This window comes from Verrucosispora sp. NA02020 (assembly GCF_013364215.1).
GTDB lineage: Bacteria > Actinomycetota > Actinomycetes > Mycobacteriales > Micromonosporaceae > Micromonospora.
The window spans coordinates 563539-576939 of sequence record NZ_CP054923.1 but is presented as its reverse complement, the minus strand read 5'-3'; the positions used below and the strand labels follow the sequence as shown (position 1 = coordinate 576939).

The following is a 13401-nucleotide window of genomic DNA, read 5'->3' as shown; positions in this document are numbered from 1 at the left end:
GCCGCCCCGCGCGACCCGCCTGTGGATAACTAGGTCCCCTGTGGACAACGCCCGCGATCGAAGTTGATCTGCTACATGGGCGATCGAACATCGCGTTCAAATCGCCTTCGATCGGCCATAGCGGGACGACATGGAGAGCGCGCATAATCGACGGTCTGCGCCGTCGGCGGAACGGCATCCCTCGCTGGATCGAGGTCATGAAGCAGTCGCCAGATCACGAGCATCCCCGTGTCGAGCCGAGACTCCGGGTCGGCCCCTGGCTGTTCGACCCGCGTTCCCACCCCGCGCCACCCAGCCGACCGGAGTTGCCCGCGCACCCGACACGGCTCGCCCTGCCGGCCGCACCGGTCACCCGCGACGGCGATCCGTGGACACCGCCGACCGTCGCGTCCGCACCCGTCGTCGGCCCCGCCGAGCCGGCACACCACGGCACTGGCCGGGTGAGCCACCGGCTCCTGCTGGCCGGGGTCGCCACCGGCGTACTGGGCCTGATGCTCACCCTGTTCTGGCCCACGCCGGACGCTCCGCCGACCGCCGCTCCGGAGAGACCCACCGGCTGGGTAGCACCGCCGCCCGCGCCGGCCAGCACCTCGCAGCGCCCCGCCTCGGACGGCACGGCCACCCCGTCGGCCTCGTCCTCCGTCGGCGGAGTCTCCTCCACCCGCCCGCTGCCGCCCACCACGGCGTCCGCGCCGACCCGGTCGCCGTCGACATCGGCCCCACGGACCGACCCACCCCGCACCCCGGGTACGCCGAGCAGCCGGCCGACGTCCGCACCCAGCCGCCCGGCGAGCCCAGCACCGACCACCCGGCCGCCCGAGCCGCAACCGCAGCGCCTCGCCCCGCTGCCCGGCGGGCACGAACGGTGGTTGCGTTCGGTCAACGGCGGCCCCGAGACCAGCATCGAGTTCGTCAACTCCACCAACCGCACGGTGACCGTGCACTGGCTGGACCACCACGGCAACCGCAGGCAGTACCGAGTCCTGCAACCGAACACGTCGTACCGGCAGCACACGTACGTCGGGCACCCCTGGGTGGTCACCGACCGACGCGGCTGGGCCCTGGCCTGTTTCGAGCCGGTCCGTACGCCCGGCCGCGCGGTGATCGGCTAGCCCGGACGGTCCTCCCGCAACCGGTCGGTGGCCCGACGGACCTCCGCGACCAGGGCCTCCGCCCTGGACGCCGTGCCGGCGATCTCCTGCGGGGACCGGCCCGGCGAGGCCAGCAACGCGTGAGCGCGATCGGCGGCATCCGGCGGTGCCGCAGGGCTCGCCGATTCGGGAGAGAGGCTCTACCTGGGCCTGCGACGGAAGGGGAAAGGGACGACCCCCGTCGGGGGGATGCGGTCTCAAGCTGTCGATCGCTGCCAACTGGTGGCGGTCCGCGTCGTCGAGCAGGTGCCGGGTGTTGTCGGCTCACGTTCGCGGCAGGCCAGCGTCAGCGCTCGCGCTGCTTTCTTGCTGCCTCGCTGCATGACGCCTTGCTTACAAGCCCGTGGCGGGCGCTTGCTACGGGCTTGCTTCAGGTTTCGTGCTCTAGTCGCCGATGGGCGCTGCACTTCGCTGCCGCGAGGTCGGGTTCAGCCCTCTGCGTACGTGCGTTCGACTATCGGCCGCCTGGCCTGGCCCTACTCCCTCCAGGCTAGACCTCATATACCTCGCGTAAGGACCACCAGGGCGACAGGAACCATCAAGGTCCACCAAGTTTGAATGATCATCGTCGCCAAGACGAGACAAGTAGCGGACACCATCCACTATGCTTGGTCGTTAGGGTGAGTGACAGCCGTAGATCAGGGTAGGAGCGCTCAACATGGCAAGTGATCTCCGCTTCGAGGAGCCACCCGTCCGCGAAGTGAGCCTGACTGTGTTTTTCGAGCGAGTCGCCACATTGCAGTCTCTTAACCTTGCCCAGCTTCGCGTTGATTGGAAGGATGCGTACCCAAAGGTCAGCGAAGTGCCACCTCGCCCACCCTTGCGAGGTGATACACCGATGCACCAGTACCTTGGCGGGAATTCTTTCTGGCCAATGCCATTAACGGCATTTACGAATGCTCGGGGCGATCAGACTATCGAGCTTCAGAACGACAGATTCGGCATCGTGTGGCGCTTCCACCAAGGCCCGAAAACGTATCCCGGATACGATGAACTTTCCACAGAACTATTGCTACGCTTCGAGGATTTCCGTCGAGCAATCTCTAATTCACTCGCCCAAGAACTAAATCCCACCGATAGCTACGTCTCATATACAAACCTAATAGAAGGCGTACTACCTGAAAGCCTTGCTGTTGGCATCCTCACCAACTGGCAGACTTCGTTGGCCCGACTGGATCCGCCGGAACTGGCCGGGCTCCGGCTGCACTACTGCTCGCCCGAACTCGAAGAAGACGTAGCCTTAACTATCATGGTCGATCCTTCGTTCGATAGGGATCGGGATCGGGATGACCCGTGCGCGTCTCTTGAACTTGAGGGGTCCATCTCTCTCGACGACTCTCTAGCCATTGATCAGTCACTAGCAATTGCTCACGATGCTGTTGTGAAAAAGTTCCTGGAACTGACGAGCAACGACATGAAGACGAAGTGGGGGTTGCGCAGTGAGGATTTCTAGATCTGGAAGCGCCGCACACGCCAAGCAGCACGGATTGATGCAGTCTGCATCCTTCTCACGATCCGCAGCCGTACGCGGCCCCTGCTATCACCCAGACTCTTCAACGAGCGTCTTGTACGTTTACGAGTCGCAACCTGAGTCACGCTCTAAGCGATCTAGAGTCAAGCCTGCAAACTCTCCTTACGAACTATTGCGTTATGCAGAAACTAAGCTGCATCATCTGCGATCCCTCCCCCACAACTGGGACGGCGAGGGTGGCGAAGCATGCACTACCGATGCCGTGATCTCCATGTTTGAATTCCTGCAGAAGGTCTCGGACAGGCGCACCGTCTTTCCATTCTTGTCTCCAGATGGGGAGGGCGGAGTCCTAGCGGAGTGGCACGCGCGCAAGCAGAGGATTGAAATTGAGGTCGACGGCGAAGGCAACGCCCTCTTTTATGCGTCGGACGAAGATGGCCATGAAGTGCTCGCGGGGGAAGTGTCTCCTCAGAGCGAACATAAGCTACGTCGCCTACTCCTCGACTTGTCGGTTCGGGTTAGTCTAGAAAACCCCGCTTGGCGCGCGCTCTTCGCTCGGTAGGAGCTATGACAGAAACCCCTCAATGGAATGATCCCCAAATTCCAGATTCGGAATGGCTTTATCGTCGCGTGCCTCGACGCCCAGACTTCTTTCAGCAAAGAGACGTACTTGACTCGAAGCCTGTAATCGGTCGAAACGCTTTCCGGTTCGACGATGACGGGATGTCTGTCTATCGGCACTTCCTGTGCGTACAACATGGATTGACGCCTCACCAGATTCGCCGAAATGACGGATATGTCTTGTTCAAGGTTGGCGTAGGTGCGGTTCGCGCGCTGAAGGCAGGCGTTGTAGACGACGAAGACAAAGAGGACGAAGAGATTGGTGTCGCTCACGCACTCGTGCGAGGAGAGGGCGTCATGAAGCCTGCAAAAGAACAGCGGCGTCAGATTCAGCTTGGCTTGATAGAAGCTGCTCAGTATGTTGACCTAGACGAGCACACCTAGAGTCACGCGCCATCCCGTCTGCCGTCGACCCGCCCTCCTGGGGAGCGGGCCTCCGCCCGGCCCGCCACGTCAAGACGGCCTTGACACACGGTCGGACGCTGGCGGGTCGGGTGGTGGTCTGCTCGGCTTGCCCGGGTCGATGGCAGGCGGGAGGGCTTACCGCAACCACCCACGGCCCGGCACCCGCCGACGGCCCCCCTCCCATCCCAGAGCAAGAGCGCCCCCGCCGGAGGCGCAGTAACCGCAACCCCGCTACCCGCCGCCAGTTCGCCGGCGCGGCGGGCGTGCGCTCCTCTACGCCGCGCGGGCTCGTGTCCGCGTGGCCCGGCTGGCTGCCGGCCCACCACCCCCCGGTCAACGCCCCCTGTCGTTATGCGGCGGCCCCTTGGGCTACCCGCTTCCGCGCCAGCCGCCGGGCGTTTTGCGTGGCCAGAGTCGGAGCGCAAGCGGAGCGACGGACGCGCGCCCAGGCGGCGGCGCGTGCGGCCCGTTCAGGGCCGCCTTGAAGACGTACAGAAAGTTTGAACCACATTGCCGGCAGCCGGCCGTCCTCGTGCCGTCGCCCAGCGGACACAGGATGGTGCGGACCTCGCGCGCTCCGTACCCTGGCGGCATGGCCGACCTCGTCGACACCGCTCGGGAAGTTGCGCGGCATCTGTTGGAGACTCCGCTACCTCGTCGATGGAGTCACGTCCAGGCGGTGGCCGCCAAGGCGGACCGGGTCAGCGCTGCCGTACCGGTCGAGGATCGTGCGGTGCTCGTGGCGTCCGCGTGGCTGCATGACGTGGGCTACAGCCCCGACCTGGTCGACACCGGCTTTCACTCGCTCGACGGTGGCCGCTGGCTACGACGCGAGCGGTTCAACGAACGGATTGCCGCCCTAGTTGCTCACCACTCGTGCGCTTGGCTGGAAGCCGAAGAGCGGGGGTTGGGTGAGGTCCTGGGCGCCGAGTTCCCCCGAGAAGAGACGCCGGTGACCGATGCCCTCTGCTTCTCGGACATGACGACCGGGCCGGACGGGCAGGACTTCGAGGTGTTAGAGCGGCTGGCCGAGATTCGGTCGCGGTACGGGCCGGAGCACCTGGTGACCCGGTTCATCGGTCGGGCGGAACCAGAGATGGTCGCCGCTGTGCGGCGGACTCAACAACGGCTTGTCGGCAGCGCCCCTCAGCCTATGTAGGGCTCGGCGCGGTCCTCGTATCCGTGGGTGATGCGGAGCAGGGTCGACGGGTGGATGTCGAGTGCTTCGAGCTCGTCGCGGGCCACCCACCGGACGTCGCTTGACTCGTCGCTGAGGGTCGGAGTGCCGTCGACGGGTACGGCTCGGAAGCAGAGCGAGAACTGCTGCCGCACCTCTCCGTCTGAGTACGCAATGACGTGGTCTGGGTCGGAGTAGACGCCGACCAAGCCGGTCACCTCGACGCTGATGCCGGTCTCTTCGCGGGTCTCTCGGGTCGCTGTCTCGGCGACCGATTCGCCGATCTCCTGACCGCCGCCGGGCAGTGACCACAGGCCGTTGTCGGTGCGCTGGATGAGCAGCACCCGGTCCTGCTCGTCGCGGACGAAGACGGAGACAGCCACGACAATGCTGTTGGCTTCCGGCGCGTTCGGATCGTGGTAGTGCTCAGTTCTCGCCATGGCTCTAGGCTGCCACCTCCCCGAGCGGCAGAGGCTTCGAGGCGGACAAGACTCGGTCGAAGCTGTCGGCGTAGGTGCCGAACAGGTCACCACCATTGAGCCGGCGTAGGTGCATCACGGGCGCGTGTGGTGCCGGGAACCCGAGAACGTGCATGTTCACCAGCATCTCGTCATCGAATCGATAGATCGAGTTGTACAGCGTCGTGTCGTGGTAGAGCACCTTCACCCCGGGCGCATCGTCGAGCCGCTTGTAGGACTGCTGCACCTGACGAATCTTCGCGGCCATCACGCCGGGCGCACCCTCCTCGACGCTTCTCCGTTCGATCGCGGCGCTGGTCGGGTCGCCAAGCAGGATCGTCACCGCGACACCGTCAACGCCCTTTTGACGCAGGATGTCGACAAGCCTCGGGTCCTGCTCCAACAGGAAAAGGCCAGCGTAGGCCAGCACGTCGATCCGCTTCTCGGCTCGCTCGATCAGTCGTCGCCACAGGTCGTACGGCACGGCGGACCGCCGGGAGTAGAGCTGGACCATCTCGCTCTGCCCAATCTTCGACGCCTTCTCCGGGGTCACGGCGTCCGGCCACAGGTACGGCACGTCTTCGCGCACCATGGCCGCGATCGCGTGCCGGTGCCGGGGATACGGCGTCCGGTCCTGCGTGATCCACCGTTCGACGGTCTTCGGGTCCACCCCGATCCGCTCGGCCACAACGACAGGCGTCAGGCCGTTGCGCAGGATGGCATCGCGTAGCCGGTCGTTCGGCATCCGACTCTCCTCAAGGGACGACTAGGGACAACTAGACGATAGTCGAGACGTCCCATAGTCGTCCAGCCCTCGGGATGGGGCGTCCTCGCGGATTCGGGAGTCTTGACCTCAGAGGCCACGAGCAAGAGTCCACCGGGGACAAGCTCAATTTCTGGCCCGAGACACAGGAGGTCTGTTGTGAAGCTGTACGTGGACACCCAGAGCAAGCAGGTCCAGGTGACGAAGGACCCCGAGCCGAAGAACGACCAGAACGGCAATCAGCGGTCGGAGAAGAACACCGGCCGGCTCATGTGGTCCACCCAGGTCTTCGTACTCGACGAGACCGGCGGCGAGATCATCACCATCACCACGGCGGGTGAGAAGCCGAGCGTGATGGTGGGACAGCTCGTCGCTGTCGAGCAGTTGGAGGCCATTCCGTGGGCGACCAACGGGCGTAACGGCGTCGCGTTCCGCGCCATCTCGCTGAAGCCGAAGGCTGGTAACTCGGCGGCTAAGTAGTTCTTCGCTCACCGCGCTGTGTGAGCCTCTGGTGTCTGATGCACGAAGCGGCCTGACGGTCCGCTGAACTGATCCATCTTCGGTCCGGGAGCGTTTCTGGCTCCTATTCTCCCGGCCCTGGCAACCCGTGGTTGCCCTCTCGATATGGCGCGGGGTCGGTACTGGCTCCTACACCTGCCGACCTCGCCTGCCATTCCAACCCGTTCACCCACAATCGTTGGGAGTGGTTGTCGTGCTCGTTTCCGCCATCGTCTTCGCCGTTGTCGCGGCGACTCTCTACGCCGGCCACCAGGTGGCCGACCACGTCTTCGGCCAGTCCGACAAGCAGGCCGCCCACAAGGCCGCTCCCGGCTGGGACGGCTGGCGTCACCTGTTGGGCCACGTCGTGGCCTATCACCTCGTGGTGGTGGTCATGTTGACCGTCGCCATCGTCGCGCTTGGTCTGCCCGTCACCGTCGTCGGGCTCATCGCCGGAGTCGGCTTCTCCGCCGTCTCACACGCATTCCTCGACCGGCGTTGGCCGGTGCGTTGGCTGCTCATCCTCACCGGTAGCCGGGATTTCGCCGACCGGCAGGCCCCGATCTGCGGCATGTACCTGGCGGATCAGTCTCTGCACGCGGCTTGCCTGTGGGTATCCGCGCTGCTCATCGCCTGCTTGTAGGCGCAAGGGTCGCTAAGCGGCCTGAGTGATTTCGAGCCCGGGGCCGGTACTGGCTCCTACACCTGCCGACCCCGTGCTCTCCAACCCATCCAGCCCAATCGCTTGGGAGGACGTGTCGTGTCCAAGTCTAGCCCTCGCCGCTCGTTCGGCCGGAAGTCAACCGGAACCGTGACAGTAATCGAGGCCAAGGTTCACCGGTCCTCGGCCCGAAACGCCCGCATGGCGTTCATCCTCACTGCGGTCATCATCGGCGTACTCGGTGCCGTGGTGGCCGCTTCCTACGTACACCCCATCATCGCGCTGTTCATCGGCGCGGCCATCGGCGTCCCGTGCGGCGCGCTGGCCTGGCTCCTGGTCCGCATCTGGCCGGTCCTGCGGCTGCTGTGGTGGTGGACCCCCGAAATCGTCCTTGCCGTCGCTCTGCTGACGGCGTGGGTGCAGCTCGCCACCCACACCCCGACCATCGTCACCCTGGCCGTCGTCGCGGTCGTCCTCGGCGTTCCCGCCGCCATCCCCACCGTTCGACGCCAAGTCGTCGCCTGGGTGTGGTGCCTCGCCGTGCGGCACCGGCTGCGGGTCTGCTTCGCGCAGTTCATCATCGCCAACCAGTCGGGGTCACTCCCGCTGATCCTCTGGGCCAAGCCGACCCCGGTCGGCGAACGGGTCTGGGTCTACCTGCGGCCCGGCCTGTCCCTGGCGGACCTGGAAGGCCGCCTCGACAAGATCGCCGTCACCTGCCACGCCTCGTCCGTCCTGGTCGAGCGCGCCTCCGACGGAAACGCCGCGTACCTGCGGTTCGACGTCAAGCGCCGTGAGGTGCTCACCGCAACCGTCACGTCCCCGCTGGCCGAGGTCATCACTCCCGACGCTCCGGCCACCGACCGACCGACGCCGGTCATCCCCACCGCCCTGGACCTGCCCGACGTCCAGGCACCCACGGTCACCCTGCCCATCCAGCCCAAGAAGTCGGCCGCCACGTCGGCCAACGGCAGCAAGCCGGCTCCTGCGCCGTCGTCGGAAGCCGACGACGTCTCCGACTGGATCTGACCCCGCAACCCATCCCGGACGCGGGGAGCCCTCCGGCTCCTTCGTATGGCTTCCCGCGCCCATCAACGCCCAAGGAGGGCACCCATGGCTACGGCATCCGCCCCGACCGCCGGTATTCCGGTGGGGCCTGGCCTGTCGATGTTCGACCCGATCTTCGTCGGCATCGACGAGTTCGGCCAGCCCGTCTACATCACTCTGGCCTACCGCAACCTCCTCGCTGGCGGTGAACCCGGCGGAGGAAAGTCCGGCCTACTCAACACCATCGCGGCCCACGCCGCTCTCTCGGCGGACTCCCGTCTTGTCCTGCTCGACGGCAAGCTCGTCGAACTCGGCCAGTGGGAAGACTGCGCCGACGCCTTCATCGGCCCTGACATCACCGCCGCGCTCGACGTCCTCCGACGCCTACAGCAGGTGATGAACAACCGTTACGCCTGGCTGCGCGCCCACGGACGTCGCAAGGTCACCGCGCTCGACGGACTCTCCGTCATCACCGTCCTGGTCGACGAGATCGCCTTCTACTCCGCCACCATCGGCGGCAAGCAGGAACAGGAAGAGTTCGTCGCCCTCCTGCGGGACCTGGTCGCCCGGGGTCGAGCCGCCGGCATCCCCGTCGTCGCCGCCACCCAGCGACCGTCGTTCGACATCATCCCCACCAGCCTGCGGGACCTGTTCGGCTACCGCGCCGCGTTCCGCTGCACCACTCCCAACAGCTCAAACATCGTCCTCGGTCACGGCTGGGCCGAGCAGGGCTACTCCGCCACCGACATCGCCCCCACCAACCAGGGCGCGGCGTACCTGATCGCCGAGGGCGGCATCCCGCGCCGCATCAAGGTCGCCTACCTGACCGACGCCCAGATCGCCGGCATCGCCGACTACGCCGCCTGGACCCGTCGTCCCACCCGCCCGTCCGCACCGACCGGATCTCGACTCGATTGGGGAACCGCCGCATGACCCTGCGAGAGCTCATCCGCACCCGTCGTACCCCGGCACCGACCACCCAGTACGTCGACCGGCACGTGGTCGGTACGCCCGAGGAACTCGCCACGCTCATGGCGCTGGCCACCGATCGTGGGCTCCTCGTCTTCGCCTCGGCACCCGTACAGGTGCCCGGCGACCCGACCCGCTTCCGCCGCTACCTGCGGCTGCGCGCCAGCTAATCGGCCGACGGAACCGGCTCAAGCCCTGGAAAGCAGACCGGTTCCGCCGACCTCCCACCAAGCCCTCCTGAAAGGACGTGGCTGCCATGAAGGCTACCCAGAACCCACCTACCACCGGAACGGTCACTCCTGCTGACCTGCTCCGGATGGCCGCCCTCTACCTGCGCCGGCACGGCTGGCACCAGGGCACCTACTACCCCACCACCGCGCCCGCCGGCTGCCCTACGCCGCCGGCCTGCGCTGTCGGAGCGATCGGCATGGCCGTCGCCGGCCACCGCGTCGACCACTTCTACAGCCTCGACTTCGGCACCCAGGTCGCGTTCCGCACCGCCGTTGGTGTCTTCACCACCCACCTCGACGACTACGAGCCCATCTGCGCCGTTGACGACGACGGTTTTCTCATCGACGAACACACCTCCCCCTATGCCTGGAACGACGACCCCGGCCGTACTGCCGAGCAGGTCATCACGGCCCTTGAGTCCGCCGCCGACGACTGGGACTCCCTCCACACCGACGGGGGCGAGAACTGATGCCCACCGTCAAGCCCACCTTGACGCCCAACGTCCCGCGACAGAAGCGCCGGGACATCGTCGAGAACGACGAATTCGCGGCCTTCGCACGTCGCATCATCCGCGCCCACGGTCGCCGTGTCGCAACTGGTGACGTCGAAGCCCTTCGCGACCTGGTCGCCCTCTCCGCCGTCATCGACGAGGCAATCACCGACGCCGTCGTCGGACTCCGCGCCTTCGGCTACTCCTGGGCCGAAATCGGTCAACGCCTCGGCATCTCGCGCCAAGCCGCCCAGCAACGCTGGGGAGACCGGTCGTGACCAACTTCTACGACCCGACCGGTACTCGCTTCGGCTTTCCCACCTATCCGTATCGGATGGCACCCAGCGGGCTCGCCACCCTGCGGCAGCTTCGGGCTGCCGGTCTGCGTCCCGGCGGGCATGACCCCGTCGCCCAGATCTTCTGGCGGCGCGGCAAGCGCGTCGCCTACCTCTACCGCCTCGACCTGGCCAAGCCCAAGCGCACCGCCACCCCCGCCCAGCGGGAGGCCATCGGCAAGGCGCTACGCGCCCGCCGTACCTGCGCCGTCTGCGGCCTGGTCCGGCCCTACTACATCCCGCACCGCTACGGCTGCTGCCTCGACTGCCACGGAGGCCACTGATGGGTGTCCTGATCACCTTCGCCGTCATCCTGCTCATCGGCATCGCCATGGCCTACATGGGCGGTGTGCGATGAACCGTCAGCCCACCACCGGCACCCGAATCGAAGGTGTCGTCCTGGTCCTCATCCTGCTCACCGTCGCCGGATTCGCCGGTGCCGCCTCGTTCACTCACGTCAAGGACTGGACCCTCGACAACTCCCCGGCGGGAACGGGCGAGTGGTTCGGCTGGGCCAACGCCGTCATCTCCGAACTCGTCCCCATCGCCTGCCTGCTGACCATTCGGCGTCGACGCCGGGTCGGTGCTCCCATCGGCTACCCGCTGTTCCTGCTCATCGCCGCCGCCGGCCTCTCCCTGGCCGCACAACTCGCGGTCGCCAAGCCGGGCGTCTCCGGCTGGCTGCTCTCGGCCGTACCAGCACTGGCCTTCATGGCCCTGGTGAAACTCGTCCTCGCGCCCGCCAAGGGCGACAACCCGACCACGCCGGTTGTCGAACCGGCCGAACCGATCCGGGCTCAGGTTGCCGAGCAGGTCACCACCGAACCGGCACCGCCGGCCGCCATCGCCACCGACCCGCAATCCCGTCCGGCCATCCAGCCCACCATCCCGGCCACCGAGCCGGAGCCGGTCGAGGTGCCGACCCACCTCCTGCCCATGGCCAGGTTCGCCGCAGCACAGCACGAGCAGAACACCGGGTCACCCATCACCGCCGCCGAGCTGGCCGACCGGCTCGACATCGCCCCGGCCACCGCCGGGCAACTCCTGACCACCCTGAGCGGTGGTGCCCGATGACCATCTACCTCGTCGACATCGAACAGATCGTCCACACCTGCCCCGTCCACCCGGAGGGGCACCCGTACGACATCCGGCGCACCATCGTCGACGTCATTCCCGGCGGACCCTGCCGGGCTCCGGTCACCGTCCGCTGCGGTGGACAGACCGTCCTGATCCCGTGCCGTCGGCACGAGCCGGCCAAGCGCCAGTGCGGCGCCTGCCGGGTCATCGTCACCGAACGCACCATCACCACCCGCGCCCCGAACGGGATCGCGGTCTGATGGCCTCGACGCTGGACCTCACTCCCCGCGCTTCGGCCCGGGGGGTGGGCTCGAACGCCGACACCATCGTCTACGACTACACCGCCGCCGGGGCTGCCTTCGCCCGCGCCACCCGACCGGACTACTTCGGTTGGATCGAACATGTCCGCGCGGCCGGTGGCTGTACCCGACCGATCCGGCTCGCCGGCCAGCTCCTCACCGTCGAGCCTGGCACCGGGCGCGTCGTCGAGCAGCGGCACACCGACGGTATGCCCGACGCGGTCATCTACACCGCCTGCGGCAACCGGCGGGCCGCCGTCTGCCCCTCCTGCGCCCGCACCTACCAACGCGACGCGTACCAGCTCCTGCGCGCCGGCCTCGTCGGTGGCAAGGGTGTCCCCGACACCGTCACCCAGCACCCGGCCGTGTTCCCCACCTTCACCGCTCCATCCTTCGGGCCGGTCCACGTCCGCGCGGTCCGCAAGCACACCTGCCGGGACCGCAAGCGCTGCGACTGCCGCCCCGACCCCTGCCACGCTCGCCGCGCCGACGACCCCACCGCCGGCCACTGCCCACACGGCCGCCCCGCCGTCTGCTGGGCACGACACGAGCCCGGTGACGCCGCGCTCGGTCAGCCGCTGTGCCTGGACTGCTACGACCATGACCACCAGGTCGTCTGGAACCTGTTCTCCGGCGAGCTGTGGCACCGCACCAAACAAGCCGCGGAACGGCACCTTGCCAAGCTTGCCCGTCGCCGCGGCATCCCGCGCGTCCAGGTCACCACCGCCTCAGGCAACATCCGGACGGTCCCACCGGTTCGGCTGTCGCACGGCAAAGCGGCAGAGTTCCAAGCACGCGGCGCGGTCCACTTCCACGCCCTCGTTCGCCTGGACGGCGTCGACCCCGGCGACCCGGCCGCCGTCGTCCCACCGCCGGACGCGTTCACCGTTGACGACCTCGTCGACTCGCTCCGGCACGCCGCCGCCCAGGTCGCCTTCACCACCCCCGACCACCCCGACCAGCCCGCCGGCTGGCCGATCGCCTGGGGCGAGCAGCTCGACATCCGGCCCATCACCCTCACCGGCCACGGTGAGGTCACTGACAGCATGGTCGCCGGCTACCTTGCCAAGTACGCCACCAAGAGCACCGAGGTAACCGGGCACCGCTCCACCCGCCTCACCGCCGACACCATCGGGGACCACGCCGGCCCCGACGGCGACCACACCGCCCGCCTCATCGACGCCTGCTGGCGACTCGGCCGACCCACCGGCACCCCCGTACCGCTGTCCCAGCGGCCCCGCGACCACCGGCCCCGGCCCGGCTTCGTCCCGCGCTGGGAGTGCCCCGACTGCGGCACCCACACCCGCTACGCCGCCTGCCCGGTCTGCGTCGCCCGACGTCAATCCGCCCTTGACACCGAATCGACGAAACCGGCTACCGCCAACCCGTACGCCCGACTGCGCCGGTGGGCGCACATGCTCGGCTTCGGCGGCCACTTCCTCACCAAGGCCCGGCGGTACTCCGTCACCTTCCAGCTCCTGCGCGACACCCGCCGTGCCCACCGGCAGCGCGAGGAACACGGGCACCCGGCCGTCGGCGGCCCGCTCGTCGACGACGACACCACCCTGATCGTCGGCACCCTCACCTTCGCCGGTGCCGGTTGGCACACCACCGGTGACGCGCTCCTCGCCAACACCGCCGCCGCCATGGCCAGAGAGCGACAAGCCGCCGGCCGCGAGGAACTCGCCCACGAACTCGGCACCACCCCGGCCGGCGCTGTGCCGGCTGTCGCCTGACCCGACAGACCT

Annotated in this window: 17 protein-coding genes; 15 read left to right on the top strand and 2 right to left on the bottom strand. The window is 67.3% G+C overall.

What is annotated here, in order from left to right:
* The first annotated feature begins 197 nt into the window (after positions 1-197).
* The 4 genes from HUT12_RS02695 to HUT12_RS02680 all read left to right on the top strand — a co-directional run bounded on the left by HUT12_RS02695 (position 198) and on the right by HUT12_RS02680 (position 4807).
* Entirely contained in the window at positions 198-1112 is a 915-nt protein-coding gene (locus HUT12_RS02695) for a hypothetical protein (RefSeq protein WP_176092369.1), read from the top strand.
* A gap of 697 nt (positions 1113-1809) precedes the next feature.
* Positions 1810-2604 (top strand): TIGR04255 family protein, encoded by a 795-nt coding sequence (locus HUT12_RS02690; RefSeq protein WP_176092368.1) that lies wholly within the window; start codon positions 1810-1812, stop codon positions 2602-2604.
* A gap of 585 nt (positions 2605-3189) precedes the next feature.
* On the top strand, positions 3190-3627 hold the full coding sequence (locus HUT12_RS02685) for a hypothetical protein (RefSeq protein ID WP_176092367.1): 438 nt from the start codon (positions 3190-3192) through the stop codon (positions 3625-3627).
* A gap of 613 nt (positions 3628-4240) precedes the next feature.
* Positions 4241-4807: an HD domain-containing protein gene (locus HUT12_RS02680; RefSeq protein ID WP_176092366.1), complete on the top strand. Its 567-nt coding sequence runs from the start codon at positions 4241-4243 to the stop codon at positions 4805-4807.
* Here HUT12_RS02680 and HUT12_RS02675 read toward each other — a convergent pair.
* Both HUT12_RS02675 and HUT12_RS02670 read right to left on the bottom strand, forming a co-directional pair.
* The gene (locus tag HUT12_RS02675; protein WP_176092365.1) at positions 4795-5265 is read right to left on the bottom strand and encodes an NUDIX hydrolase; all 471 of its coding nucleotides are present in this window, start codon (positions 5263-5265) and stop codon (positions 4795-4797) included. The two genes, HUT12_RS02680 and HUT12_RS02675, sit on opposite strands and share 13 nt — an antisense overlap.
* 4 nt (positions 5266-5269) lie before the next feature.
* Positions 5270-6028, bottom strand: a complete 759-nt coding sequence (locus HUT12_RS02670; protein WP_111244788.1) for an XRE family transcriptional regulator — start codon at positions 6026-6028, stop codon at positions 5270-5272.
* A gap of 177 nt (positions 6029-6205) precedes the next feature.
* Between HUT12_RS02670 and HUT12_RS02665 the strand changes: the two genes are divergently transcribed.
* From HUT12_RS02665 to HUT12_RS02615, 11 genes are all read left to right on the top strand, one after another.
* Positions 6206-6526, top strand: coding sequence for a hypothetical protein (locus tag HUT12_RS02665; RefSeq protein ID WP_111244787.1), 321 nt, complete (start codon positions 6206-6208; stop codon positions 6524-6526).
* A 232-nt stretch (positions 6527-6758) separates the two neighbouring features.
* Positions 6759-7187, top strand: a complete 429-nt coding sequence (locus HUT12_RS02660; RefSeq protein ID WP_176092364.1) for a DUF3307 domain-containing protein — start codon at positions 6759-6761, stop codon at positions 7185-7187.
* Between the two features lie 168 nt (positions 7188-7355).
* Positions 7356-8234, top strand: coding sequence for a hypothetical protein (locus tag HUT12_RS02655; RefSeq protein ID WP_176092363.1), 879 nt, complete (start codon positions 7356-7358; stop codon positions 8232-8234).
* A gap of 84 nt (positions 8235-8318) precedes the next feature.
* On the top strand, positions 8319-9185 hold the full coding sequence (locus HUT12_RS02650) for an FtsK/SpoIIIE domain-containing protein (protein ID WP_111244784.1): 867 nt from the start codon (positions 8319-8321) through the stop codon (positions 9183-9185).
* A complete protein-coding gene (locus HUT12_RS02645) occupies positions 9182-9391 on the top strand; it encodes a hypothetical protein (RefSeq protein WP_176092362.1) in 210 nt (69 codons plus the stop codon). The genes HUT12_RS02650 and HUT12_RS02645 overlap by 4 nt, the downstream gene beginning before the upstream one ends.
* 86 nt (positions 9392-9477) lie before the next feature.
* A complete protein-coding gene (locus tag HUT12_RS02640; RefSeq protein ID WP_176092361.1) occupies positions 9478-9921 on the top strand; it encodes a DUF6197 family protein in 444 nt (147 codons plus the stop codon).
* Positions 9921-10220: a hypothetical protein gene (locus HUT12_RS02635; protein ID WP_111244781.1), complete on the top strand. Its 300-nt coding sequence runs from the start codon at positions 9921-9923 to the stop codon at positions 10218-10220. Before HUT12_RS02640 ends, HUT12_RS02635 begins: the two co-directional genes overlap by 1 nt.
* A complete protein-coding gene (locus HUT12_RS02630) occupies positions 10217-10561 on the top strand; it encodes an RRQRL motif-containing zinc-binding protein (RefSeq protein WP_303393475.1) in 345 nt (114 codons plus the stop codon). The genes HUT12_RS02635 and HUT12_RS02630 overlap by 4 nt, the downstream gene beginning before the upstream one ends.
* 70 nt (positions 10562-10631) lie before the next feature.
* A complete protein-coding gene (locus tag HUT12_RS02625) occupies positions 10632-11351 on the top strand; it encodes a hypothetical protein (protein WP_176092360.1) in 720 nt (239 codons plus the stop codon).
* Positions 11348-11614 (top strand): hypothetical protein, encoded by a 267-nt coding sequence (locus HUT12_RS02620; protein WP_176092359.1) that lies wholly within the window; start codon positions 11348-11350, stop codon positions 11612-11614. Before HUT12_RS02625 ends, HUT12_RS02620 begins: the two co-directional genes overlap by 4 nt.
* Positions 11614-13389: a replication initiator gene (locus tag HUT12_RS02615; protein ID WP_176092358.1), complete on the top strand. Its 1776-nt coding sequence runs from the start codon at positions 11614-11616 to the stop codon at positions 13387-13389. The genes HUT12_RS02620 and HUT12_RS02615 overlap by 1 nt, the downstream gene beginning before the upstream one ends.
* Positions 13390-13401 lie beyond the last annotated feature (12 nt).